22 protein-coding genes and 2 pseudogenes are annotated in these 25,196 nt (G+C 40.9%); 11 read left to right on the forward strand and 13 right to left on the reverse strand.

Annotated features, from left to right (window positions below):
• The first annotated feature begins 86 nt into the window (after positions 1-86).
• Positions 87-2,081, forward strand: a complete 1,995-nt coding sequence (locus BDD26_RS12480; RefSeq protein WP_115826700.1) for a BCCT family transporter — start codon at positions 87-89, stop codon at positions 2,079-2,081.
• Between the two features lie 154 nt (positions 2,082-2,235).
• On the opposite strand, the pseudogene ccdB reads toward BDD26_RS12480, so the two are convergent.
• The 4 genes and pseudogenes from ccdB to BDD26_RS12500 all read right to left on the reverse strand — a co-directional run bounded on the left by ccdB (position 2,236) and on the right by BDD26_RS12500 (position 3,765).
• Positions 2,236-2,544: pseudogene (gene ccdB / locus BDD26_RS12485) on the reverse strand (type II toxin-antitoxin system toxin CcdB).
• Positions 2,545-2,715, reverse strand: a pseudogene (locus BDD26_RS20660) (type II toxin-antitoxin system CcdA family antitoxin).
• Positions 2,716-3,118: 403 nt separating this feature from the next.
• Positions 3,119-3,517 carry a type II toxin-antitoxin system VapC family toxin gene (locus tag BDD26_RS12495; RefSeq protein WP_115826701.1) on the reverse strand — a complete coding sequence of 133 codons (399 nt, stop codon included), beginning with the start codon at positions 3,515-3,517 and terminating at the stop codon, positions 3,119-3,121.
• Positions 3,514-3,765 carry an AbrB/MazE/SpoVT family DNA-binding domain-containing protein gene (locus BDD26_RS12500; RefSeq protein ID WP_115826702.1) on the reverse strand — a complete coding sequence of 84 codons (252 nt, stop codon included), beginning with the start codon at positions 3,763-3,765 and terminating at the stop codon, positions 3,514-3,516. Before BDD26_RS12500 ends, BDD26_RS12495 begins: the two co-directional genes overlap by 4 nt.
• Before the next feature lie 734 nt (positions 3,766-4,499).
• Here BDD26_RS12500 and BDD26_RS12505 point away from each other — a divergent pair.
• The 3 genes from BDD26_RS12505 (at position 4,500) to BDD26_RS12515 (ending at position 7,244) form a co-directional block, all read left to right on the forward strand.
• Positions 4,500-6,041, forward strand: a complete 1,542-nt coding sequence (locus tag BDD26_RS12505; RefSeq protein WP_115826703.1) for a hypothetical protein — start codon at positions 4,500-4,502, stop codon at positions 6,039-6,041.
• Between the two features lie 74 nt (positions 6,042-6,115).
• Positions 6,116-6,796, forward strand: coding sequence for a Ku family protein (locus tag BDD26_RS12510; RefSeq protein WP_244922730.1), 681 nt, complete (start codon positions 6,116-6,118; stop codon positions 6,794-6,796).
• 13 nt (positions 6,797-6,809) lie between these two features.
• Entirely contained in the window at positions 6,810-7,244 is a 435-nt protein-coding gene (locus BDD26_RS12515) for a hypothetical protein (RefSeq protein WP_115826704.1), read from the forward strand.
• 106 nt (positions 7,245-7,350) lie between these two features.
• Here BDD26_RS12515 and BDD26_RS12520 read toward each other — a convergent pair whose 3' ends face one another.
• Positions 7,351-10,158: an autotransporter family protein gene (locus BDD26_RS12520; protein ID WP_115826705.1), complete on the reverse strand. Its 2,808-nt coding sequence runs from the start codon at positions 10,156-10,158 to the stop codon at positions 7,351-7,353.
• Between the two features lie 879 nt (positions 10,159-11,037).
• Between BDD26_RS12520 and BDD26_RS12525 the strand changes: the two genes are divergently transcribed.
• From BDD26_RS12525 to BDD26_RS12555, 7 genes are all read left to right on the forward strand, one after another.
• Positions 11,038-11,481: a PTS sugar transporter subunit IIA gene (locus BDD26_RS12525; protein WP_038261820.1), complete on the forward strand. Its 444-nt coding sequence runs from the start codon at positions 11,038-11,040 to the stop codon at positions 11,479-11,481.
• A 29-nt stretch (positions 11,482-11,510) separates the two neighbouring features.
• Positions 11,511-11,798, forward strand: coding sequence for a PTS sugar transporter subunit IIB (locus tag BDD26_RS12530; RefSeq protein ID WP_038261818.1), 288 nt, complete (start codon positions 11,511-11,513; stop codon positions 11,796-11,798).
• 12 nt (positions 11,799-11,810) lie between these two features.
• The gene (locus BDD26_RS12535) at positions 11,811-13,067 is read left to right on the forward strand and encodes a PTS ascorbate transporter subunit IIC (RefSeq protein ID WP_038261815.1); all 1,257 of its coding nucleotides are present in this window, start codon (positions 11,811-11,813) and stop codon (positions 13,065-13,067) included.
• An 84-nt stretch (positions 13,068-13,151) separates the two neighbouring features.
• The gene (locus BDD26_RS20230) at positions 13,152-13,271 is read left to right on the forward strand and encodes a CPCC family cysteine-rich protein (protein ID WP_244922811.1); all 120 of its coding nucleotides are present in this window, start codon (positions 13,152-13,154) and stop codon (positions 13,269-13,271) included.
• A gap of 51 nt (positions 13,272-13,322) precedes the next feature.
• A complete protein-coding gene (locus tag BDD26_RS12545; RefSeq protein WP_099119393.1) occupies positions 13,323-13,775 on the forward strand; it encodes a hypothetical protein in 453 nt (150 codons plus the stop codon).
• Positions 13,776-13,869: 94 nt separating this feature from the next.
• Positions 13,870-14,145 (forward strand): helix-turn-helix domain-containing protein, encoded by a 276-nt coding sequence (locus BDD26_RS12550; RefSeq protein ID WP_115826706.1) that lies wholly within the window; start codon positions 13,870-13,872, stop codon positions 14,143-14,145.
• A 107-nt stretch (positions 14,146-14,252) separates the two neighbouring features.
• Positions 14,253-14,582, forward strand: a complete 330-nt coding sequence (locus BDD26_RS12555) for a hypothetical protein (protein ID WP_339353119.1) — start codon at positions 14,253-14,255, stop codon at positions 14,580-14,582.
• Between the two features lie 312 nt (positions 14,583-14,894).
• Here the strand turns inward: BDD26_RS12555 and BDD26_RS12560 are convergent, their stop codons facing one another.
• The 8 genes from BDD26_RS12560 to pgaA all read right to left on the reverse strand — a co-directional run bounded on the left by BDD26_RS12560 (position 14,895) and on the right by pgaA (position 25,071).
• Complete coding sequence (locus tag BDD26_RS12560) at positions 14,895-15,902, reverse strand: EAL domain-containing protein (protein ID WP_244922731.1); 1,008 nt, start codon at positions 15,900-15,902, stop codon at positions 14,895-14,897.
• 338 nt (positions 15,903-16,240) lie between these two features.
• The gene (gene yfiB, locus BDD26_RS12565; RefSeq protein WP_115826708.1) at positions 16,241-16,726 is read right to left on the reverse strand and encodes an outer membrane lipoprotein YfiB; all 486 of its coding nucleotides are present in this window, start codon (positions 16,724-16,726) and stop codon (positions 16,241-16,243) included.
• Positions 16,723-17,985 carry a diguanylate cyclase DgcN/YfiN gene (dgcN, locus tag BDD26_RS12570; RefSeq protein WP_115826709.1) on the reverse strand — a complete coding sequence of 421 codons (1,263 nt, stop codon included), beginning with the start codon at positions 17,983-17,985 and terminating at the stop codon, positions 16,723-16,725. The genes yfiB and dgcN overlap by 4 nt, the downstream gene beginning before the upstream one ends.
• A gap of 4 nt (positions 17,986-17,989) precedes the next feature.
• Positions 17,990-18,571 carry a regulatory sequestration protein YfiR gene (gene yfiR, locus BDD26_RS12575; protein ID WP_115826710.1) on the reverse strand — a complete coding sequence of 194 codons (582 nt, stop codon included), beginning with the start codon at positions 18,569-18,571 and terminating at the stop codon, positions 17,990-17,992.
• A 186-nt stretch (positions 18,572-18,757) separates the two neighbouring features.
• Entirely contained in the window at positions 18,758-19,189 is a 432-nt protein-coding gene (gene pgaD, locus BDD26_RS12580; protein ID WP_115826711.1) for a poly-beta-1,6-N-acetyl-D-glucosamine biosynthesis protein PgaD, read from the reverse strand.
• Complete coding sequence (gene pgaC / locus BDD26_RS12585) at positions 19,189-20,514, reverse strand: poly-beta-1,6-N-acetyl-D-glucosamine synthase (RefSeq protein WP_038261797.1); 1,326 nt, start codon at positions 20,512-20,514, stop codon at positions 19,189-19,191. The genes pgaD and pgaC overlap by 1 nt, the downstream gene beginning before the upstream one ends.
• On the reverse strand, positions 20,507-22,558 hold the full coding sequence (pgaB, locus tag BDD26_RS12590; RefSeq protein WP_115826712.1) for a poly-beta-1,6-N-acetyl-D-glucosamine N-deacetylase PgaB: 2,052 nt from the start codon (positions 22,556-22,558) through the stop codon (positions 20,507-20,509). The genes pgaC and pgaB overlap by 8 nt, the downstream gene beginning before the upstream one ends.
• A gap of 29 nt (positions 22,559-22,587) precedes the next feature.
• Positions 22,588-25,071, reverse strand: coding sequence for a poly-beta-1,6 N-acetyl-D-glucosamine export porin PgaA (gene pgaA / locus BDD26_RS12595; protein WP_115826713.1), 2,484 nt, complete (start codon positions 25,069-25,071; stop codon positions 22,588-22,590).
• Between the last annotated feature and the right edge of the window lie 125 nt (positions 25,072-25,196).

The following is a 25,196-nucleotide window of genomic DNA, read 5'->3' on the forward strand; positions in this document are numbered from 1 at the left end:
ATTGAAATTTCGGCAAAATATTTTTTTGGAATGATATAGGAGATAGTGTCGGAAACTAGTTTTGAAGGATGAGTATAAGGATGAGTATGAGTCAAGATAATACTGGACAGGTAAAGACGAAAACTTACATTAACCCACCAGTCTTTTTCTTCTCGGCATTTTTGATCATTGCACTGGTCGCATTTGCCGGTTTGAAACCGGAGCTTGCCGATAGGTGGTTTAAATCTTTGCAGCAAGACTTGTTTGTTAATGCTAGTTGGTTTTATATCCTTGCCGTTGCGTTGATTTTACTTTCAGTTACCTATTTGGGTTTATCCAGATACGGCAATATAAAGCTTGGCCCTGACCATGCTGAACCTGATTTCAGTTATTTTTCTTGGTTTGCCATGCTTTTTTCTGCGGGGATGGGTATTGGATTGATGTTCTTTGGTGTGGCTGAGCCTGTCATGCACTATCTGTCACCACCGGTGGGCACACCTGAAAGTATTGCTGCGGCTAAACAGGCTATGAAGTTAACTTTCTTTCATTGGGGGCTGCACGCCTGGGCAATCTATGCCATTGTGGCTTTGATTCTGGCATTTTTTAGCTATCGGCATGGTTTGCCTTTAACACTGCGCTCTGCGCTGTACCCGATTATTGGTGATAAAATTTATGGGCCGATTGGCCATGCTGTTGATATCTTTGCGGTTATTGGTACGGTATTTGGCGTAGCCACGTCTTTGGGCTATGGCGTTCTCCAAGTGAATGCTGGTCTTAACCATCTATTTGATTTGCCTATCAATGGGACGGTACAGGTTATCTTGATCATTGCAATCACCGCTCTGGCAACCATTTCGGTTATTTCTGGGTTAGAGAGAGGCATCCGTGTTCTATCTGAGTTGAATTTAGGGCTGGCATTTTTACTGTTGATCCTGGTTGTTGCTTTGGGGCCAACGGTGCTGCTGTTGAAGTCCTTCGTGGAAAATACGGGCGGCTACCTTTCGGAAATTGTCAGCAAAACATTTAACCTGTATGCCTATGAACCTAAATCCAGTAATTGGTTAGGAGGATGGACATTACTGTATTGGGGATGGTGGCTATCCTGGTCTCCATTCGTTGGGATGTTTATCGCCAGAGTTTCCCGGGGCCGGACAATCAGGGAATTTGTCACGGGTGTTTTGTTCGTACCCAGTGGTTTTACTCTGATGTGGATGACGGCATTTGGTAATAGTGCGATTGACATGATTGCCAATCAGGGAGCCAAAGAATTAGCCAACGTCGTACAGACAGATGTTTCTCTGGCACTGTTTAATTTTCTGGAACATTTTCCATTGCCTGCCGTTTTATCGTTCATTGCAATGCTCATGGTCGTGATGTTCTTTGTCACTTCTGCTGATTCTGGTGCCATGGTGGTTGATACACTGGCTTCTGGTGGAGCTCATCATACACCTGTCTGGCAGCGGATCTTCTGGGCAGGTTTGATGGGAGCGGTTGCCATTGCTCTATTGATTGCAGGAGGCTTATCTGCTTTGCAGACAGTAACGATCGCCAGTGCGCTTCCTTTCTCGATAATTTTATTGATATCGATATATGGCTTGCTTAAGGCATTACGGATTGACGCATATAAGAAAGACAGCCAGCAGATGACTACAATAGCACCTCCGGCCAGCCGTAACCCGATCCCGTGGCAGCGAAGATTAAGAAATATCGTTTATTATCCTAAAAGTTCGCAGGTAAAACGCTTTATGAACGAAGTCATCCAGCAGGCAATGAGTATGGTGGCTGGAGAATTAGCAAAGCAGAACAAAGTTGTTGTCATCAATGATGAGATGGACGACCGAATTCATCTGGAAGTGGATTTTGGCGAAAACCTTAACTTTGTCTATGAAGTTCGTCTGCGAGGTTATATTCAACCAGCGTTTGCTATTGTAGGTCTGGAAGATGATGAGAGAAGTGAGGAACAAAAATATTATCGTGCTGAAGTTTACCTTAAAGAGGGTGGACAGGATTATGATCTGATGGGATGGACTCAGGAACAGATCATCCACGATATTTTGGATCAATACGAAAAGCACATTCATTTTTTGCATTTGGTTCGTTAAGCAATATGGCCTGTGTATTTTTGCATATGACTTCAAAATATGAATAATGGATATAAAGTCTTCTACAACTGAAAGTTATCAGATTGAGTTGTGATAACTCCAACTAACATAACATTAGCTGCTTGCATTAGATTTTGAATGCAGGCAGCTCTATTTAAATTCCCCAAAATAAGAGATTAAGCTTATCTTTGATATCTGATGACCAGCTGGATTACATCAGTAATTTTTTCTCCAATTACGCTTTCTGAGACATTTGAAAGTTCTGTTGTTAAAAGCCGATAATTTTTACCTTTGATTTGCACTATGGGGAATAGATGGCGACTTACCTTGTCTGAGAAATGGTGCGCTTCAACCAAAGGAATAACCATACGTCTTCCCGGTGTTTCAATGATATAGCTTTGTACATCAACAAACAGGCTGTATTTGCTTCCTTTCCGTTGTATTGATAAACAACATATTGCATTTACCAGTTCCTGTTTTCATCAGTAAATGAGCCGTATTGTTCAGTAAATTGAGCAACCTCTTCCATTCCTTTACGATTATCTGCTTTTCAATTTTCAGCTTTGATGCGCTGAGCCTCCCTGGTCATGATTTCATTAACAAAACCCGAAATATTTATGTCAGCGGAACTCAAAATCAGATAATTTTCTTTATCAACTGATTACGTTAACTCTATGTTTCATTACACACCTCAAATACACACTTTAAGTATAAATTTAAAGTATGTATTTTATACAAGCAAAAGGCAATCTGATTTTTTTATGGAAGAATGGAAGAGAAAAAGTCCTGAATACGACCGGGTAGCAAAGTTCATCAATACTTCCATTAGGATAATGGTAACCATCAATATCATAATAACCATGTTTCCAGGGAGCTATACCTCAATCTATTAAATGGACACTCATTTAATACTTTCTGTAATTTATTCAGCCATTTCTTTTCGGCTACTGTTAATTTACTCATTTCTGAATCTCCTTTTTTCCCTGCAATCGTTCTATTTAATTTAAAATTCAATTTTAGTAGATAATCTACCGAGCCTATTTTAATAATTTTGTCTTTTTTCCTTGTTTTGAGAGTAAAATCACAGCCTCTTTATCGAAAGAAATGAAAGTTTCTCCCCCTAACCATGTTCCTTCATACTCCATAATACCATCAGCAAAGTCGCCCCCTGCTTCTAACAGTGCAAGCCCTGCCTCAACTGCGGGGCGATTCATAGTTATTTTCTCCGTATTCAGTAGCGTCCTAATTGTGGAATAAATCGTTTTATTATCAATGTTATAAACTCGACTCAAAACCCATACAAATTCGCACAAACACGGAAGAGAAATTGCAATCAGAGCGGCTTCTTTTAGAATTTTTTGAGCAGTTTTGGCTTGTTTAGGATCATCACATACTACGGCACGGATAAGCACATTTGTATCAATCGTAACTTTCATTTATCACCTGACCAACCGATCGCAGCGGCTTCATTTATTTCTTCAATTGTAGCTATTTTCGTGGTCTTGCCTGCAAGCAGTCCAAATAAATCATCGATAGTGCCAGTAGGCCGTGCGGCACGAATCCGAAGCTCGCCATTGGGTAACTTATCAAGGTTAATTTGCTCCCCTGGCTTAATACCAAGGTGTTGTAATAAATCACGTTTAAGAGTGATTTGTCCTTTAGTTGTGACAGATAAAGATACCATATTGACCCCCATTAGAATCTTATCAATTTCACCATAAATGTAATGTAAAAATACATTACCGTCAATGAGTTTGGTTCATTCCAATTTCTGACCTGATGCCAGTTCTTCATATTCTATTGAAATCCCTATCTTTAGTTGATGAGTTCGTCATTAGATGATTTAGCTATATAGATATAGCGAAAATAAGGATACCCGTTTTCCATATTTTTCTCTGTTTATTTTTTTATTACAAAAAAATGATTACTTTATATTTTGTTATTTCAATATTTATATTTTTTGTTTTATATAAATTTAAAAGAAGAAATTATAATTTTAAATTACATAAGGTTGTGATTTTAAACATGCTTTAATTATCTCTAAATGTAATATTTTTTGTTGCTTAGTATAGAGAGTAGTCCTGAAATAACAATTGAATTGTTTTTATTTTACTCAGTTTTGTAATAAGAATAAGTCGATTAGAGATAGTATTGAGAGGTTTTTAATATAATAATATTTTTTATTATACGCATATTGACATTTATTTTCTTGAATGTAATCTTGATTGTAAATTCCAGAAAAATAGCCTTGTCATAAGGCGGTATTAATTGCGTCCTAAAGGGATGCATGAAAAGTCCTAAATATAAATGCTGTCATTTCTGTTACTTTCGAAACTGAGTCAAAACCTGCTGTTGACCACATCTAGTGGATGTGGTTTTCAGCTAAGAATAAACTTTACACTTTGAAAGGATAATATAATGGCTGGACAAATCACGACAGTTCCTACAGATGGTAAAAGTATTATCAAAGGGCAACCCTTCAGTGTGGTTGTTTTGATAACGGATGAACCACATATAAATGTTAATAGTACAAAGGTCAGTGTCGTTTCTCATTCACCGGGTGTGAAACTAATAAAGACATTCCCCGGCGCAATTGTTAAGGGGAGGTTTTCCCAGCAACTGATATTCCAGGCTGACGAAAGTGGCGGCGAGCAGAAAATCCAGTTTACTGCAAATACGACGGGCAACCCAAAACATGAGGTAACTTATCACGCTGTCGATAACCCAGACTTGGAACCAAATACTTGCATACTGAGAGGATCTGCGGCTTATTTGTATGACTCTAAGCCTGTTAACTTCACTGGCCAACCCCCAGATGCAAACAACCCATTCGTTTCAGCATCAATCAATCCGATGGTAAAACACGGTGGTCCAATTTCAAACTATGATATTCCGCTTCGAACAACAGCTCCGCTACGAATATTCACGGCGGAGGACATGAATGAAATTCAACCTTATGATATTGATCTAGATAAGCAGTTTTATTACTACCTGATTCAGAAAACATCAAACGCTGCGGTGAATCTAAAAATATACGCCACTCAGGGTGTCAGCAAGTTCGTTGAACTTGATACGATATTCAATTATGAGGGATACAATCAAAGACAAGTCATATTTATTACGACTGTTCCGACTAATGTATCCGATGACCTTGAGCCACCAAACATTGAAGAAACATTTTTGTCTTCTACTTTAACAAGGCCGGATCAATTGGATGATTTTACTTTCATGGTTCCGAGCTACAAGGGGGCCAAAATCGGCGATTTTATAATCGGGTTTGTGACGGACGATAGGAAAGACACGTTTAAGAAAGAACTCTTCGTAGGGCAGCTAACAGTTGAAGAAAGCGGATATTATAGATTTAAAGCCGCTTACAGCGACATGTATTCGGGTGATAATCATATCAGCTATGTTACGCTTAACCAAACAGGTACGCCAGTAAGATCCAAGCTTAATTACATAAATTATGATAACGATGGTATTAACGGTCCGAGTCCCAATGACAAACATCGGACTCTGGTTGCGCCAAAGGTGTATGACCAATACAATCAATTTATTGGCATATATGACCCAGTTAATATCAATAGCATCGGTACAAAAGGGCTTGAGGTTCGATTACCATCCGATCCCAATAATCCAAATCACACGATTGCCCCAGGTGACATGATCACGATTAAAGCCTATATCTCACACTATGTCGACATCTTCCCAGAAAAAGCACGTCCTTTACCTATTATGGTTGTTAAAAATCAACCTGTGAAATCGACAGAAATAACAAATGGTTATTATAAGGTTACCATCACGCCTGATAAACTGATGGGGTATGACTCAGCAGATGGTTATGATGTAGCAGTACTCACGATAGACTACAGCCGTCTTGCCCAGAACCAGAAATCGAAAATTTTCACTAGGAGCTTCGGTACAGTAGCACCAGGAGAAGGAGGAGACTCGGTAGAGTAGCACCCTAACCAGAATATGTGACTGCTATTTTGCAGTCACTTTCATTAAGATAATTGTTTGTGAAAGGTGATAGCATGTCTATAAAGAACATCATAATGAACGACAGTCTTGTTCCTCTTACTTTACCACAAAGCTACAATGGTATTATTGATGAATCAGAACTAGACCAAGACGAACTGGTAGTTATAATAAAAAGACATGAAGAAGTTCGTGTTGGATACCAAATCATTGTTCACTTGACTCCATATCTATCGTCAATACCGCTTTTCATCACAGATGAAAATATCGAGAATCCAACGTATCAAATAACCATCCCTTTTTCTGCTATTCCTCTCGGTAGCTATAATATTTACTATACCATCACCGATTTAGTCGCGAATATAGCTAAATCTGAAAGTACCCACGTCACAATTAAAAAATCAGACTCTCCGCAACCATTTCTTGAAGCAACGCTAATAATAACCGGATATCAGCCAATCGGTGACGAATATGAAATACTGACAATTCAGATTCACGATAAACAGACATCTGAACAAATTAAAGACACAGCCGTCTCTTATAAAATAGATCAGGCCATAAACATAAGTGACGTGTCAGAAATTGGTTCAAACCCCGATACGATACAATCAATGAATACAGATGAATACGGGCAGTTTAAAATAAATCTGAAAGGCGAGGTGGGAGGAAATTGTATTATAAGGGTTACTGCCAATAATCGTGTCGGAAGCATAAAATATACTATGGGACAACAGTAAGGAGATATTAGCAATGGCAACGAAAACACTTTCTTTTCCGGGTATAAAAAGTGGTTGGTATGTTTCGTATTTCTTACAGACGTTAGCTGGATATGATTATACAGTGACGATACAAGATAACGTCACTGGAAATACTTACGCCACTTGGAAAAAACAGAATGATGGAGATGATTCTCCCTATAGCAATACCAATTCATTTTGGTACACAGGACCAGACGGAAAGCTTATATGTACTGTTGATTGCCCAGAAAGCAGTCGTCTTGATAATACTTGGGCTGAAAGTATAATAACGCCAAGTTCAGGGAACCCAACTCTGGGAAGAACCTATTGTGCCGCCTTTGAGGATAACGGCGTTAAGAATAATGGCACAGACTACAGAATCGAATACAATAATTTATTTATCTGTCTGGTCGGGTGGTCTCACTACCGCGACGACCCCAACGAATAAGTATCCATTTTGCAATCAGGAAAAACCTCCGACGAGAGTTCTCACCGTGGGATATGAAGGGTATCATCCCCACGGTTTTCTGTTAATTCCTGTGGCTCTTATTTAATCACCATGTCATCCTTAGACCAATTTTTGCGCTCAACTCGTAGCTGTCTGCAAAATTATTCAGGCTGGTGTTGACTGAAGTCTGACCATAGACGAAAGAATTGCTGTCATTCCAACTGTAGGAACCACCGATACCAGTCTCACCCCAAGTGCGGTCATTTCCACTGTGGAAGGCAACATTAGCAACATCAACAGCATCATTACGTCCCAGAAGTTCCTGTCGAATGTTGAAAAGGCCGTAAAGGTTAGAGGCTTTTTCATCCTTGCTTTGATCATCGCTCCACTTTTGGCTGTAGTCTATAGTCGCGCCCACGCGTAATTTCATGTTCCTGCTTTGATCAAAGCGGACTTTGGCTCCAAATGTGTCATGGAATTCATCCATGTCTATGGAAGAGAACACGAACTGCGCCTGCGGGGTCAGTGACCATGCTGGACTTAAGTCAAATCGTTGTCCTGCTTCCAGGCTCAACGCATATCCCAGAGCGGACTTATTATTCCCCAGTTGCCGATGGGCAGTCTTTGAATTCAGGTCATTGCCAAAGTAGGTCACCTGAGCTAATCCATCCAAATAAAACTTATTATTGCCGTACCACGTGCTTGTCATGCCTATCGTGTAACCATGCGCACGGATGTTACCTTCACCATGCACAGAGCCTGCATCAGCACCAATATTCGAATATTGCAGGAAAACACCCCCTGCCGCTGAACCCTGATCATTTTCATAAAAGCGTCTATCTATGCCGAGTTGAGCACGGGTCATATTATAGGTGATGGCGCCAGCACCCGATGTAGAGACACGTGGCGATAATTTACCGTAAGAGGCTGTCATCCGTCCCCATACCCCATTGAGTATCTGGTTTGTACTATCGTCTGTGCTGTGCTCACCAGCGGCATTTTTGAAACCATCCATTTCACGCTGCTTGCCCTTACGTCCTCCGATCCGGTCACGCAAGGACGCTGGCGTATTCAGAATCTGTAAAACCCGGCCATAAGCCTCGTAAACACTAACACCAGCCTGATAGAGCCGTGTCGGTTCCGGTATAATCTTAGGATTAGGTTTTGAACTGATCAACGATGAGCGCAGATACCAGTTTCCATCCGTATTGCCAGTGCCATTTTTATAAAGACGGTAGGCATACGCCCCCCCAGCCACAACGACAGGCTCTCCTTTATGATTATAGTCACCAACCAAATGGAAAATTCCGTCTGATGCCCCTTGTACGTCAACAACCTTAATGCCTTCAGTCGTCTGTGCACCCGTTCCACCGATATTTTTGATCACGAGATGAGTTGTACCCGATGTGCTGCCCTTCACCACCAGTTTGTCAGTTTTTGAGTGATCCCCGCCCAACATAGTCGATATAGTCACCGTGCCGTTATTGCCCCTGTAATCCCCCGCGATCGTCAGTGTACGCCCGACAGTTTTGTTATCTCCGCCAACGAACACTGTGCCACTGTTATTCAAGGCGGAAATTGTCGTATTAAAGTTGAAATAAAGACTCCCTGCATTATCAATGTTACTGGTGATGCTTCCCGTTTTATGTCCGTCGCCAAGACGTAACGCGCTGCCGGATAATATCTTGACAGTGCCGACATTCATGTCGTGGGTATAGGTAAGATCCAGGTTTTCCGTCGCAGCGCCTTTTCCCCCTATAGTGACAACTGAATCTTTCGACCCGGATACATTGCCCTTCAGGGTTGCATTTGGGCCAGACATATAAAGACGGGTATTGCCAAGCTCTACATTGCCATCAATTGTGCCTGAATTATAAATACCGTCAGTAATGCGTCCCTTATTACTTATCGAAAAATTATCCCCCTTTATCACACCGCCATCCAGATTCGTTATGGTATTAACAATGCTTTTATCGCCGATATAAATTCCATTTCGCTTTCCATATAACAAGGAAGCATTGGTAATCTGTTTAATTTTGGACGACCTGATGTGGGGATTAACATCCCATGTCATGCCTTGCCCAGTGACCTGAATTGCGTCCTGGTCAGCCGTTATCCCTTTACTCCCGGAGTGATTATAGAGGTTTTCGAGGTATCCTCCATCTTGAATCAGAACGCTTTGATTAGGTCCGGTCACTGTTCCATAGTTATTGAAAGTGCTGACATTACTGCCAGATTCGATAATAAACGTTGCGCGAGCAGAGTTGGCAATATTCCCCTGAGACAGTATTCCATAATTATCAAGAGTCTTAAGTGTTGAAGTTGTAACAGATATCCCATCAATTGATCCTTCTTTCCGATTCAGGATGGTATCTACGCGTCCATATTGACCCTTATTTGCCTTAATCGCCTGCTCGATTGTTATTGAATTGAATGAATTAGGATCATCATTGCCTGTGATTGAGCCATAATTATCTAGCATATTTATTTGACCAGAAACCCATACGGCTCCGTTCGTTCCATTTATAGTTCCGTGATTAAGCAGATTTCCAACAGAACCACTGTGAGTTACTGTGACTCCACTAGATCCCTGCAAAACTCCGTTATTCTCAATGTCATCAACTAAAATTACGGGGGCCAGATTATTGTTAACGCCGACATTAACCGCACTGTATTTCAGACCGTAGAGATCCGAGAAGTCTGTTCCCTGAGGAACATCAACTGATGCGTTCTTCTTGATAGTAAGATTTTCGCCCGGTGAGAGGTTACAGGATTCTGTCTCATTTCCAGAAATGATGGTCTTCGTATTCGAAGAACCACATGATGAGTCCGCTATTGCATTAATACTTATTCCAGGAAAAAACAAAGCCACTCTTAGGGCTATTGGGAATACAGTGTGCCTGTACATCTTCATAAGAGGGACCCCTAAAGAACCAGATTTTGTTTAAGTAAGGGAACTAAACTGCTTGAGGCACGATAAAAGTGTTAGTCAAAGAACATAAAGTAGTGGAGCCTCGTCAGACTATCATTACTTTAGAATAACTTTACTATTGCGTCGATTATTTCTGCCAAAAATTGATACTTTCCTAATATGGATTTGATGCTAATGATGATTTCAAAGGAGCTATCGGTGCAGGTAATCTTGTTGTGAAGCCTATTTTATCTACTAAAAATAGGGGCATGTTTTACCTGAAATAAAGCTTATGTGTGAATATGAATATTACTCTTATTTTCACGTACCTGATTGCCGTTGTCAGAATGAATCCTCAATTACAGTGAAAGGAAAAGAATGGTGAAGTAAAATATTTCAATATATTCACTGGAAATAAATTCTGAACTCTGTGTAAAACGCCTTTATTCTTTATAAAGCGTTTTTTTGCAATGATTTTCAATCATTGACGAGCATGAATTGTCAGTGTGGTTTTTTTACTGTTGTAACGTTACATTATGGTAGCCAATCAATGTTCCAGCAATTTCGGAGCAAAAACGAGTTACGAGTTAGCCATCGGTCAACCCAACGGCTGCTTTTGGCACAAAGCAGTCCGTCAGATTTGGTCACGCTCTACAACTGAAAGTTATCAGATTGAGTTGTGACCACTCCGCATAATTTTATATAAGTGCATATCTCTTCATCTCAGTCTGTAATGTGACTTACCCCGTATTATTGTGCTTTTTCTCTTTTTCCATCGGTATGTTTGATTTGTAGTGACTATGCTTTTACTCAGTGACGGACTTTTGAAAGCATTTTACAGATGTAATGTTGGCGGAAAACGCGTTAAGTCAGGAGAGTTCAATGTTAAAAACCCTACTGAATCGTGATGTTATTCAATGGATTCCTGGTGTTAAAGATTGGCAAGAGGCCATTGAGTTAGCCTGCCAGCCACTTATTGATAATGCAGCGATTCAGCCGAGTTATGTCGATGCCATTTATCGTGCCCATGAAGAGTTTGGCCCTTACTACGTGATTGGCTCAGGTATTGCGATCCCCCATGCGAGACCGGAGCAAGGGGCCAATCGTCTTGCATTGAGCCTGACGTTTATAAAACAGGGTGTCATGTTTGGTTCTGTAGAAAATGATCCGGTCAAGTTACTGTTTGTATTTGCCACAACAAGTAGTGATAGCCATATAGAAGTGATCGCTGAACTTGCAGGATTATTTGATGATCAGGAAAAAATAAACCAATTAATGCAGACCAAAAATCAGGATGAGATTTTTTCTATTGTTCAAGGATATTAACCAATATTTTTATTTAACAGGAAAATAAGATGAAAATTACAGTTGTTTGTGGTCATGGTTTAGGAACCAGCCTGATAATGGAGATGAGTATTAAAAATATTTTGCAGGAATTAGGCGTTGAAGCCCGTGTTGAACATACAGATTTAGGTTCAGCAAAAGCGGCCAAGAGCGATATTTTCATTGCTACAAAAGATATTGCAGAACAACTGATTAAACAGCAGATAGCTGGAAAAATCATTGTATTGGAAAATATGCTAGATAAATCTGCAATGAAAGTGCGTTTATCTGCGGTATTACAAGAACTCGGCAGATTGTAACTGGAGAAAAATATGGATTTCTTCCGATTTTTGATGAACGACGTACTGGCAGAGCCTGCGATTTTAGTCGGGCTGATTTCATTAATTGGTTTGGTAATGCAGAAACAGCCTGTGACAGAGTGCATCAAAGGAACAGTAAAAACTATACTCGGATTCGTTATCTTAGGTGCAGGAGCGGGCCTGATAGTTACTTCACTAGGTGGATTTGCCACTATCTTTCAAGATACTTTTGGTATTCAGGGCGTTGTACCAAATAATGAAGCTATCGTTTCGATAGCGCAGAAAAGTTTTGGCAAAGAGATGGCGATGATTATGTTCTTCGCTATGGTGATTAACATTCTAATTGCCCGTTTCACACCGTGGAAATTTATATTCTTGACCGGACATCACACCTTATTTATGTCGATGATGGTGGCAGTTATTCTTTCTGTGGCAGGAATAAATAGCACGATGCTGGTTGTGATAGGCTCAATTGTTGTTGGTATTTCAATGGTATTTTTTCCAGCGATTGCTCATCCTTATATGAAAAAAGTGACAGGTTCTGATGATGTGGCACTTGGTCATTTCTCGACACTTTCTTACGTCTTGGCGGGGTTTATTGGCAGCAAATTAGGTAATAAAGCGCATTCTACGGAAGAGATGAACGTGCCTAAAAGTTTATTGTTTCTGCGCGATACTTCTGTCGCCATCGCTTTAACTATGGCGATTATTTTTATTATTACCGGTTTATTTGCTGATCAGGACTTAGTCCGACAAGTCAGTGGTGGAAAAAACAGAGTAATGTATTCACTGATGCAATCAATCATATTTGCAGCGGGTGTATATATCATTTTACAAGGTGTCAGAATGGTGATTGCTGAGATTGTGCCTGCATTTAAGGGTATTTCCGACAAATTAGTACCGAATGCCAAGCCTGCACTGGATTGTCCGGTGGTCTTTCCTTATGCACCAAATGCTGTCCTGATAGGCTTCCTGAGCAGTTTTATTGCCGGTGTTGTTGGCATGTTTATTCTCTACTTGCTGAACATGACGGTGATTATTCCCGGCGTTGTTCCTCATTTCTTTGTTGGTGCAACCGCGGGGGTTTTCGGCAATGCAATGGGAGGAAGACGAGGGGCGATCCTTGGAGCGTTTGCGCAAGGGTTATTGATTACATTCCTGCCCGTATTTCTGTTGCCTGTTCTGGGAAGTATTGGTATTGCCAATACCACATTCAGTGATGCGGATTTTAGTGTAGTAGGGATTTTATTGGGGATGATTGTTCGTTAATTTTCTAACTTTGAATCAAAAATACCCTTGTCCATGCTGCTAAAATAGAGTTTTAGACTCACTTGGTGAATATTTATTTGTGATATTTGTAATTGGGAAGATGATCCTGTTCAATCCGCAAATCCTGAGCTTACCGGAGATGCTGATTCTATGAGTTTAAATGAAGCCAAAAATGCCTTTAAACAAGGTGGAAGGGCAGAATAATTTTATGTATTGTTAAATGACATTAAACTATATGAAATAAAGACTGGACGAATGGAAAATTATAAAAAATATACTATGGATAAGGCCGATCGAATGTTACAACCTGCAATTGGCGGCGAGTTAATATTATTAAGTTATATAGGATTTTCACAAGAAGGTAGATTTGAATTCTTGGAAAAAATAGATAATTGGGAAAATCGGGGTGATGCTGAGATATTAGAACATACTCACTTTAAAAAATATCTTGCAAATGATGTGTTTATAATAACTGATAACTCTTATATAAAAGACGAAGTTTATTTCATGGATATCAATCATGTTGAACCATTTGTTAATAGTTATTTAAATAAAAATTCAGAATGTTTTTTTGATGGTGATACTTTCTTTATCTCACCTTCAACGAAATCTTTAATTGAATTTCAACATGATGGATATATATTTTCACATAGATTACCCATTGTGATAAATGAGCATGGAAAGAGGGTAATAGCAAGAAAGGTGTAATAAAAAATCCAGTTTGGATTATTATGTTACTATTGTGACAATTTAGTATAGTATTTCCCATATAATTGTCATTATAGTGACAAAAGAGGCTACCATGCTTTCATTCTACACGGCTTATGATGTACAGCATGAATTAAAAGGCTTTATTAAGCGGCAGCGTAAACAACAAAAAATCACCGTTGAAATGTTGTCCAGGCGTTCTGGTGTGCCATATAGCACTATCAGGAAATTTGAGCGTACAGGTAACATTTCCCTGCGACAGTTTTTAATGTTAATGGAAGCGATTGGTGAGTTATCCCCACTCCATGAGTTAACTAAAGAGCGTGAGCGGGAACCAACGACAATTGCCGAGGTGCTTAAAAATGCTTAAGACACCACTTAATGTCAAAAGAAAACTTTCTGATGGAAATCAGCTAATTCATACAGAAAGCACCAAAAGAGCCACATTATGGCTTACATGGTGTTTTCGGCGTTAGTTTGCCAGATAGATGGGGGCTTTATTTAATGGATCGGATATTTCGCGAAAATGGTTTTAACCCGCGAATGATAACGGCCTTAGAACGGCTTGCTTATATCGGTGAACATTGTTCTGGTGCACTCTATTATGAACCGGCGATATCCTTTGCTGATACTGGTGAAAGAGACATCGATCTTATTACACTCGGCCAGGAAGCCGTTAAGGAATTTGAAGGAACAAATTCTGATTTTGTTGAATATCTAATGAATGCCAGTGGCTCCGGTGGTGCGCGTCCTAAGCTTAATCTGACAAAACATACCGATGGCTGCACAGGCCGGATTTACCAGTAAAAAACCGTTACTTGATATGCTGGAAGAGATTTATCATGCTACCCGCCAATTTAAGTTTTTTGCTAATGAGTTGGGGGTGGATAAGTCATTGGTAACAATTGCAGCAGAAATGGATAGAGTTAAAATTATAGTACGATATACCCTTTGTCTTTTAAGTCACCTCTTTATTGGCTGCGCTCATTCACCCCGGCCACATAGTTATCTGTGTTTTCAGGGGTTAATGAGAGGCTGCTGCCTCTTGCCGGAGGCTGGGTACAGATATCTTTTCAAATTATTTCTTATAGGTTTAAGACTTAAGAATAGTTGTATTATTTACTTCAACCATTTATGGACAAATTCCTCCAGCGACACGGGACAATCAAAATAATACCCCTGTAAATAATTTACGGAATAGCTTCTTAGTTGATTCACCTGTTTTTGGTTTTCAATGCCTTCTGCCACAATTTCTAAATTCATTCGCAATGCTAAGTCAATGATATTTTCAACAATATGCTTCGAAATCATATCAGTATTCATTTTGCTAATGAAGTTATGACCTATTTTCACCATATTGACATTAAATTTTTGTAAATATGTGTGGTTTGAATAACCTGTGCCGAAATCATCTAAAGCGATTAATACACCTAATTCATCTAATTTATTAAATAGTTTAATTGAGTATTCATCTGGCTCCAGTAATTCTCTTTCTGTAATTTCTAATACCAACCGGACAGAATCCTCAGGGAATGCCCGCAGAAAATCACGACAATCATCCAATAAGCTGGTTTCTTTATAATGTTTTGCGCTGATATTGAAACTAAAATGAAAGTTCTTAGGTAGCTGATGGGTAAGCGGAGCGAAGAAATTCCGTACTTGCGTGATTAAGTTACGTGTTAAAGGAACAATCAGATCTGATTTTTCAATTTGCGCGATAAAATCTTTTGGTGCCAATAGCCCCTGTATTGGATGTTGCCAGCGTACAAGGATCTCACACCCGATGATGGTGTTATTTTGGCTACAAATAATAGGTTGTATATAAGGGATAAATTGTTTATTTTTAACGGATTTTTTTAATTGATATGACGGGATAATAACAGTTTTAGTAAATTGATATAAAAAAATGGCGAATAAGAGCATGAGTATTGCCAATGAAAGCAAAACTCCTTCCAGCTCCATATCAGGCTTGATATTATTCTGATAATTGGAAAATACTTTCCATAATATATTACTAACACTTAAGGTGATGACGACGAATAATATTACAAATACCCGATACAATGTTCGGTATGATTTAAAATTCAGCCCCATCATTTCTCCTTTTTGATAAAGCCCATTACCCAACAGTAGACTTACCGTCTAATTTTGTAAAATTCTGTGAGCTTGTTGTTTATGAAAAATGGCTTTCTGTTTGAAAAACAACGTCGGCTATCTTACAGGAAGATATTGAAGACAGGAAATATATATAGCTGTATGGGAAAGCTCGGCTAATAAATTACGTAATCAATGGTAATAAATAGAATAAATCGATTATTATTGCCATCCTTGGCGAAATAATTAAATTATTTTATTGATTAATGCCAATTTTTTATCAGATTATTCCTTATCTTATTTATACTTGTTGTTCTTCAAGTCATCATTTTGTTGGTTGCATCTTGAAATCCATAAGGTTTATAAGTTATTTACTGAGCAGTAATCACAATCGCTACACGGCGGTTTTCTGCCCGGCCTTTTGATCTGCGGTTATCTGCAATAGGCTGGCTTGGCCCCAAACCACGGGTTTTCAGGTTGGATCTCTGCATTCCTCCATGTGTCAGGGCATCCGCAACCGTGTTAGCCCGCTTTAGTGAGAGCTGGTTGTTATAGCTCAGTTCACCATAATTGTCTGTATGACCATCCAGGCGTGCGTGATGAATGCCGGCTTTGGATAAAGCCGCAGCCAGTTCTTTCAGCTTTGCTTCACCTTCAGAACGTAAATGATATTGATTATTACCGAAGAGCACTTTTTCTGACATGCCAAACAGCCATCCTTCATCGGTCTGATGAAATCCCTGCTGTTTAAGGATTGTGATCTGTTCTGCCGTTAGGTTCCTTTTATTCTGGCAGGCATTAAGGAGAATAGGGGTAATAAATGCAATCACAAATATAAAAACACGGTTTTTTATCATGATGAATTCCTGGATAAGTAGTTTATTTTTGTTGTATCAACGGAGTACCAGCCACCACCTCGTTGTTTGATGTGATACATGGCAGCATCTGCTTCAGAGAGTAGTTGTTCTGCTGTTAAATCAGCGTTTGACAGGGCGATACCAATACTGAGTGTGATACGCAGGTATTGACCGCTGGGGAGCTGAATTGGGGTGTCCATAGCGTGGATAATGTTTTTTGCGATCCTTTCTGCATCTTCCAAATTGGCTGAAGGTAATAAAATAGCGAACTCATCACCTCCCAGGCGGGCGACAGTATCGGTTTTTCGTACTTTCATTTTTAAGGTATCAGCTATTGTGATCAGGACGTGATCGCCTGCTGCATGTCCATAGATGTCATTAACATATTTCAGTCGGTTGCCATCAATAAATAAGATCACTGCGCTTTCACGCATGAATTTATCATTCATCACAGTCGATAATACGCGTTCAAAAGTGGCTCTATTGGGTAATCCTGTAAGGGAGTCATGCTGAGCCTGCCATGCCAATGCTGCTTTTTCAGTTTGTAAATGGTGTTGCCACTCTTCCAATTCTTCAAGCAGATGATTAAAAACCTGGCTTAACTCATGCAGTTCTGCAATTTTGGCGGAAGGAACACGTTGTGAAAAAGCCCGTCGTTGCCGGACATCATGGGCAACACCAGCAATGTTTTGTAATGTCCTGACAATACCATCGTGCATATGCAGGGAAAGATAGAGTGAAAGTATGGCGCTAATCAGTAAACAAGCGAATAGTACCAATAAGGCTTGATAGATAAATTTGATGATGTGTTCACTATTGCCGATTAACCAAACCGAACCTACCTGTTGTTGATGGTGATATATGGGAAAAGTGATTGGTTCAGGGAAAATCCAATATTCAACCAGTTTCTTGAAATTACCGGTTCGGGTTGTTTGACTAGCTTGCCAGCTAGCCAAAATTTGATTTTTGGCATCGAAAATTTTCGCTGCTGTAAAATTATTATGAACCGCGATCATTTCCAATATTTCGTTCGCGGCTGTCTTATCATTAAATACAACCGCAGCCTGAACAGTGTGGGCTATTGTCGATGAAGTCTGTTTTAAATTATTTTCAGCATATTTCTGCATGGCAAATAGTGCCAGTAATGAAAGAAACAGGCCGACAACGGATAATGTGACAAAAGTAATGATCAAATGAATACGATGAACAGCTTGACGTAAGGTCGGGCGTGATGGCATTAGTGAATAACGCTTTTTCATACAGTTATTCCGCCTTGCGAGCCAATTGCAGGACATTTGGATCTACGCGTACACCACTGCGTGTCAAAATATCGAGATTAAGGTTAAAAGTCGTTTGTGTACTGTCAATATTGAGACAAAATGCACTACCGATTTCACAATGTTGATTCTGTTCAGCAATTGTGAGAAGGGGTTTGCCATTTTTTTGACTAATCACTCGATGTTGAAGTATGGGGTCAATTTGACCGTAATAAACAATATCACATTTCTTTAATAGTTTTTCTGCGTTGAAGTTCAGAATTTCTACTTGTAATTTTGTGTCGTCAGTGGGCATATTGATGTTGGCTAAGACATCAATGTAATTAGATGGTGCTACCAGACACAAATGTAGCGTTGAGCGTGTGACTGGCCAGTGTGTATAACTGATAATACCAGAAACGACACGTACAACGTTTTCATTGAGTTTTATTTTTTCTTTAGCATCAGGCATGGCTGTTACTATTGAATTACATATCACAATGGTTGAGCAGAAAATCGTTAGTACCCGTAGAAATACTTTGGAAACATAACGTCTAACAATACAATGAATCCATTCAATCAAGCGCATAACAAGTTCCAGTATTTGCTTTTCATTTAATCCAGATAACAAAATTATTGATGGAATATATCCTCAATTAGAACCTATCTCATAATGGTGTTTTTGCAAGTGTTATTAATTACCAGACGCAAGTAGCATTGGTTGAGATAGGTTACAAAATGTTTAAGCAAACGGAGGTTTTAATTTCCTTGCTAATTATTCTCTGGCTAATTGATTTGCTTTTTCAGTTATTCCTATTATATGTCCATGGTTGTTATAAGTGATACTGGAAATTTTGCCTTGATTTAGTCTGTTTATTAATTTCTTTTCTAAAGAAAAACTCTTTGCCACTTCTTCATTATTTAATGCAGGTCGATGGCGGCGACGTTCTATACGAAAGCGGATTTGATTGTATCTCGCCCAACCGATCAACAGGAGTGAATTAAATATAGCAATGATAATATAAAGCACAATTGAACTTACTTCTGAGGTAAATACAGACGTAACAGGTTTGGGGCCATGATGGGGCGAATTAAATAGCCCCACAATGAATAAATAGGCAAATCCAGCCCACGCTATCATAGTGAGTATAATATCAATAAGACGAGGTAATAATCTTTGTTCTGTAAATATCAACGGATCTTTCATTATTCTATTCTCTCTATTCCACGATCAGGGCTTTCCCAACGGGCACGGTTCCGGCGTACTTTAAGCATGACTTTGGGGAAAGATACTAGTGTAGTGAACAGGTTCAGCATCCAGTACACCACTGGATACCAAATCACCCAGAAAAGTGATGATGCAACGTGTTTCTCATAACGTCTCTCAATAACCAGACTGACAATAAATTGGATCAGGCAAGTTACGGCTAATACCAACCCTGTATACCCAGGCGGGAAAAGTGTATAGACGCGGATATTTTCGGGTAATGTGATAAACATGCCGAGGAAAAACAAAAGGATTGAAAGGGCAAAGGTAAATGACCAAATTACGGAACAGCAAAATTCCGTAAATAATACCCACATGCGGCGATATTCCCATGACCAGAGTTTACGCAGGTTTTTGAGGAATACTTCAGCCCCACCCTGTGCCCAGCGTAGCCTTTGTTTCCATAGTCCCCGGAGAGTTTCGGGCATCAGAATCCAACAGACGGCGCGAGGCTCGAAGAAGATAGACCAGTGGTGTAATTGTAGTTTCCAGCTGACGTCAATATCTTCGGTAATCATATCATTGCTCCAATAGCCGACGTCAGCAAGGGCACGGCGGTTAAAGGCAGCAACAACTCCAGAAACGGTAAATACCTGACCATAAACCCGTTGGGTACGCTTGATTAAGCCAATGATAGAAGAAAATTCACCCACCTGAATTCGTCCAATCAAGGTGGAACGGGTACGGACACGAGGATTGCCTGTGACTGCACCAACACGAGGGTGATCGATCATGGGTTTTACCATCCATACTGCTGCGTCACGATCCAGCAGAGCATCGCCATCAATACAGACCAGATAATCACTGTTGGCAGCGGCAGCGCCTGCCTGAAGTGCTGTAGCTTTCCCCTGATTTTGTTCTAAGTGTATTACTTTCAAGGCGCTATGCTGTTTGGCCATCTCATTGAGTTCATGGGCAGTACTGTCAGTTGAACCATCATTGATTGCGATCACTTCAATATGAGGGTAACGCTGGTTTAATGCTGCCCGTAATGTTTCGCGCACATTCGGCCCTTCGTTATAGCAAGGGATTAAAATAGATATCAGAGGCTCCCCTTCCAGATGGGGAGGGACATCGTTTTTTTTCCAGTGTCTTTCACGGTAGAACCAGAAATAAATCCCTCCTGAGATCCAGATAGCAGACATGAATAACGGCCAGAAAAACACAAAGTGCAACATAACCTCACCTGTAAAGGTTATGGCGATACCGACCGGAATGCTCAATACAATGCAGAGCACAATAAAAGCAAGAATACGATCAATCATTAAGTGGATACCATTCTGGAGAAAGAACAGGACGGATTTTGTTCATTTCTGGTTGATTATTAAGAAAATCATCAGGGTAGTAACCAAAATTTTGGGCGCCATTCAGTTGTAATTGACGCATCCATTCAGCCATTTGTTCGCCTGATATCGCTCTTTTATTTAATGGTTTTCGCCAGTCAACAGCCTGAAGCTCAAAAACTGTTTTATCCAGTGCTTCCGGGCGTTGAGCAACAGCTTTCACTAAATGGGATAACCACTGATTACTTTCTGATAGCGGTATTTTTTCCATTAATGGCATTGCCATTGGTGCAACCCAATCATAATGGGTAAGAAAATCATCCAGATTTTGAGCAAACCACTCTTCACTATCCGGCTCCAGAATAGGCAGGGCGAAAATATTACGGGCTGTTTTTACCTGATAACCTCGGACTGATTTAACAGTTTGAGTCAGTTCTTGGGTGAATTCAGTCAGATATCGGCTCTTGAAACGGCTCCAACGGGCGAATTGTTCTGGATCCTGACGAATTTCGGCAACAGATGCCGGAAAACCAGCCTGTTGATAAACTTTAATTGCGTCTGAACTGGCATCTTCAAAGTCTGACATGACAGCATCATCGTGATACAGCACACCCTGAAATATGGAATGAGCAGCCAAGTCCTGGTAAATCTCTTTAATTCTCCGGCGGTTTTCCGGGTTATAAGGAGATAAACGGCGATATTGTGTTTTACTCACAGATAACTCACCGTTCTCTTCGTTATAGCTTGTTACGCGGGGTAGTGAAGGTTCTAATTCAAATGCCAGAACTGGCATCCACGCGTAAACATCAATATTCAAACGGCTGTGTAGTTGCCAGGAAACCCGGTTAAATAAATCTGCCCGCATCGGTAACCAGCGGTTAGGGAAATAAAGCTCATGGATATTGCCATCGCCTTTAGGATCGGCGAATGCTTGCAGGAAAACAGCATTAACACGGAGATCAGCAATACGTTGTACTAGCTGATCGAGATTACGCGCCTGTTGAATAGGGTCAGGATCATACACATAATCCAGGTCAATATGAGCAATGCGTAGGATACGTTTATTCTGAACCTGAATAACCTGCTCAGCGAATTCTTTTAACGTTGGGTTATTAGTGAGCAATATTCGCGGAATATTATTTAAATTTTCTGCTTTGGCCAGTCCATTGCCGAGTGTCAGTGCCATCTTGTAACCATGACGTTTGGCAATATCCAGAGTAACACCGCTATCAATGCCATAAGGCCAGACCCAGACGCGTGGTTTTTTGCCTGTAGCAGAAACGATTCTCTGGGTGATTGTGGCGACATCCTGTTCCATACGTTGGCGGAATTTCTGATCGCTTTCATATTTACCTGTTTTGGGATCATAGATCCGGATAGCGGCGGCAGGCTCAGTATTTCCTTGTGGATTACCGATAGCACCATAGTGGTGTTGATAGGTATGAGAAGCAATCTCCACTAAACCAGAACGGGACATCTCCGCAATTTGTTCCCAGGTCGTAAAGCGTTCCCGTGATACCTTCAAGCCACCAAAATTCACTGGCTTTCCTGCGGGAACATCAACCCAAACGCCGACTGGTGCCAGAATTGCGGGCCAGTTATAGGCTTTCAGCAAGGGAAAAACACGGTGATAAAAGCTGCTGTAACCATCATCAAAAGTGAGTAGCACAGCTTTCGGGGGTAATGGAGTTCCTCCCTGATTGGCAGCGAGGATCTGATCAACGGTAATAGGCTGGTAGCCATTTGCGCGCAGCCAGGCAAATTGTTCGTTCAGCGCACTGGTACGAACTGACATAAATCGTTGATCAGCTCCGTCGTCTTCAACATCATGGTAAGCCAGTACGACGAAACCATTGTGAGGCCAGGGGCGCTCATTCATGGATAAAGGACGCTCTGCTGGTGGAACGAACTCTGGTTTTTCAGCATAGGCCATTATGCCCAGTTGTGGGAAAATAAGTTGCGCAATAAACAGGCTAACCAGCAAGGCTGAAGTGATTAACCAGTAGCGAATTACGTTGAAAGTCATAAAAAATCCTTTAGAACCGATAGATTAAATCAAAAGCAGCTTGCAGGTTTTTTTTCACGTTTACCGTCATAAGGGCGTTTATCCAGCGTGATCCTCACGCCTGCATCCACAACATCATTCCACTTAATACGTTGTCCATAGCTCACAGTTGTTATCAGCCCCCCGCCATACCCGTTCTGCCAGTATTCACCGAGACCCGCTGCGAGCTGCTGACTCCAAACGGTTTGGTAATGCCGATACATGATGTGGTCAGCTTCCAATACCGGCAGGAAGGTAAAATCATTTTTTGGATTGAAATAAGGGGTATTTTGTTTGCTGTTATGTGTCGTACTGATTTCCAGGCTGGCATCGAGTTTCAGGTAAGGTGTTGTGTAGATGCGTTGCATACCGTCAATAGCATATGCAAAGCGATTATTGCCATCAGAAAAAAATGAAGGAGCAAAACGAGCTGTCCATTGACTGCGCTCACTGTGTCTCCAGCGGGTATAAAGTTGCCCGCCATTAGCGTAAATATTGTTGGTTAATGCCCGCAAAGGAGTATTACGGGCCAGTCGTTCTGCTGAACCTCCCAGACGCCATTGGTCATTAAAATCATACCATCCGGCAAAACGCAGACCGATTTTATTGCCGTGCCGATAATTACGGCCAGAAACTTCGCCTTCCAGCCAAATATCCCGTGCCCGCCATTCCATACCACCACGTAAATCGCGGTTTAAGCCACGGCCTTCACTGAATTGGCTGCGATTATAAGCACCGCCAGCAAACAAGCGCCAATTATCATTAATAGGAGGGCTATAAATGGCAAGATCAATGTCTGAACTACTTTTACCACTCGTGGGGCTGTCCGAATCAATACCCTGATTAACTCTGACACGCAGTTCTGACATATGATGAACATTGCGCAGACGATTAAAACGTTTGGCCAGCATATTTTCAGGGACACGGGTGATGACATCATCAGACAGCAGATCGACCTGACGCCATTCTTGTAATGCTAAAGCGGTATAGCCTTGCTGAATTTCCAGTGACAAATTACGGTGATCAAGACCCTCAACTTGTTTCAGTTCACTTTCTGCCTGACGTGGCCAGCCACGATCCAGCCAGACGGCTGCCAGGTCAATACGTAATTTCTGATTACCAGGAGCGGTACGAGCCAAATGGGTAAAACGTCTTTCTGCTTCGGGAAGATCTCCACGCAATTGGGCTGATTCAGCCAAAAACTGCTGCCCTTGCAGCCAGTCATCATTAGGCACACGGATTGGAGAGCCATAAACATTAGTCATATAAGCATTACGTTGTTTGATATTAGTTGCCAGTTGTTGAGCTTCATTAAGGTGTTCACTCTCCACATCGGCATAAAAAAGGACGCTATCATCTTCCTGTGAGATATGGTGCACCGGTGTTTTTTTATCCGGATATTTTCCAGTTGGATAATTCAGTGAACGCAGAATATTCCTTGCTTTATCTGGCTGGCGAAGGTTCAGATAGGCAGACGCAGCCCATTTATGTGTGTAATCAGGTATAACGATGTTTTTTTCTGTCTGGGAAAGTTGTTGCAGGCGTAAATACTCTTCAATAAGTTCCTGAGTCCGGAAACGGGCGAGCAGTGCACCGAGGCGGTCAATACGGGCACGGCGATAATCTTGCTGGGCATCCGGTTGTCCCCGCCATTGATTGAGCATATGTTCATAGCGGGCAAGTGCTCTGTCAGCGATATCAAATCGTTCTTTTTCGCTACGGTTGGGGATCATTGCAAGGCGGACTAACTCTGCCGCAGCGTCAGCTTCCAGTTTGCGTTGTTGGCCGGGGGATAACTGTAATTGTGTGGTGTGTTTTTGTTCCAGCAGCCAGGCCGGACCATTCACCCGATTGTTTTTCAGGCTGAACAGATAATCGTGGATTGTAGCTTTATCTTTGGGGAAATGTTCGTGGGCGATAGTGAGCATCTGCATGGCATCCCATGAGCGTCCGGCGGCTTGATCCACATAGGCCATTAAACGGTAATTAGCAGCACTGGGTTGATGGGACAGTAAGTTTTTTGCCAGGCGACGGGCTTCACTGTCTCGCTTGGCATCTGCCAACGTCATAATCAAGCCCGCTTTTATATCGTGGTTGTGTTTTTCAAGAATTGAAGCCAGGTGCCATAATTGAATGGCTTGATTCCACTGGCGTTGATTGCGATAAGCGCGTGCGGCAGCGGCTATCCCTCTGGCTGGTAATTCCATAGCATGATAGCGTTGCCAAAGATTAATCACTTCATTGTCATGATTCGCCCAGCTTGCGACCTGTAACCAATCAGCAACCTGAGAAGGAGAGAGTTTCCGCCGTTTTTCTGCTTGACGAATATATTCAAGTATGGGGATGGTATTACCACTTCTGGCTTGTTGAATTAAAGCATCGTAATCCGCTGTCGCGGTCTCTGTTGTTATTAGGCAACCTAGTGATATAAATAACGATAACAGTCTATACCGATATCTACGAAAGCCTATCGGCCTAAAATAAAGATATAACACGGCATCCCCTTTTTATACTGCTTATTTATTTTAAAAACAGCAGAATCAGACGAAATGAAATTGGATTTTGATTAAGAACAGCATTTTGTTTCTTCATTTTGGAAGAGGCAAAATAATACGTATTG

The organism is Xenorhabdus cabanillasii (genome assembly GCF_003386665.1).
Classification (GTDB): Bacteria; Pseudomonadota; Gammaproteobacteria; order Enterobacterales; family Enterobacteriaceae; genus Xenorhabdus; species Xenorhabdus cabanillasii.

Bases quoted from the DNA above. Each gene is read 5' to 3' on its own strand.
- BDD26_RS12480 (WP_115826700.1), top strand. From the start codon at position 87: ATGAGTCAAGATAATACTGGACAGGTAAAGACGAAAACTTACATTAAC.
- BDD26_RS12495 (WP_115826701.1), bottom strand. From the start codon at position 3,517: ATGAAAGTTACGATTGATACAAATGTGCTTATCCGTGCCGTAGTATGT.
- BDD26_RS12500 (WP_115826702.1), bottom strand. From the start codon at position 3,765: ATGGTATCTTTATCTGTCACAACTAAAGGACAAATCACTCTTAAACGT.
- BDD26_RS12505 (WP_115826703.1), top strand. From the start codon at position 4,500: ATGGCTGGACAAATCACGACAGTTCCTACAGATGGTAAAAGTATTATC.
- BDD26_RS12510 (WP_244922730.1), top strand. From the start codon at position 6,116: ATGTCTATAAAGAACATCATAATGAACGACAGTCTTGTTCCTCTTACT.
- BDD26_RS12515 (WP_115826704.1), top strand. From the start codon at position 6,810: ATGGCAACGAAAACACTTTCTTTTCCGGGTATAAAAAGTGGTTGGTAT.
- BDD26_RS12520 (WP_115826705.1), bottom strand. From the start codon at position 10,158: ATGAAGATGTACAGGCACACTGTATTCCCAATAGCCCTAAGAGTGGCT.
- BDD26_RS12525 (WP_038261820.1), top strand. From the start codon at position 11,038: ATGTTAAAAACCCTACTGAATCGTGATGTTATTCAATGGATTCCTGGT.
- BDD26_RS12530 (WP_038261818.1), top strand. From the start codon at position 11,511: ATGAAAATTACAGTTGTTTGTGGTCATGGTTTAGGAACCAGCCTGATA.
- BDD26_RS12535 (WP_038261815.1), top strand. From the start codon at position 11,811: ATGGATTTCTTCCGATTTTTGATGAACGACGTACTGGCAGAGCCTGCG.
- BDD26_RS12545 (WP_099119393.1), top strand. From the start codon at position 13,323: ATGGAAAATTATAAAAAATATACTATGGATAAGGCCGATCGAATGTTA.
- BDD26_RS12550 (WP_115826706.1), top strand. From the start codon at position 13,870: ATGCTTTCATTCTACACGGCTTATGATGTACAGCATGAATTAAAAGGC.
- yfiB (WP_115826708.1), bottom strand. From the start codon at position 16,726: ATGATAAAAAACCGTGTTTTTATATTTGTGATTGCATTTATTACCCCT.
- dgcN (WP_115826709.1), bottom strand. From the start codon at position 17,985: ATGAAAAAGCGTTATTCACTAATGCCATCACGCCCGACCTTACGTCAA.
- yfiR (WP_115826710.1), bottom strand. From the start codon at position 18,571: ATGCGCTTGATTGAATGGATTCATTGTATTGTTAGACGTTATGTTTCC.
- pgaD (WP_115826711.1), bottom strand. From the start codon at position 19,189: ATGAAAGATCCGTTGATATTTACAGAACAAAGATTATTACCTCGTCTT.
- pgaC (WP_038261797.1), bottom strand. From the start codon at position 20,514: ATGATTGATCGTATTCTTGCTTTTATTGTGCTCTGCATTGTATTGAGC.
- pgaB (WP_115826712.1), bottom strand. From the start codon at position 22,558: ATGACTTTCAACGTAATTCGCTACTGGTTAATCACTTCAGCCTTGCTG.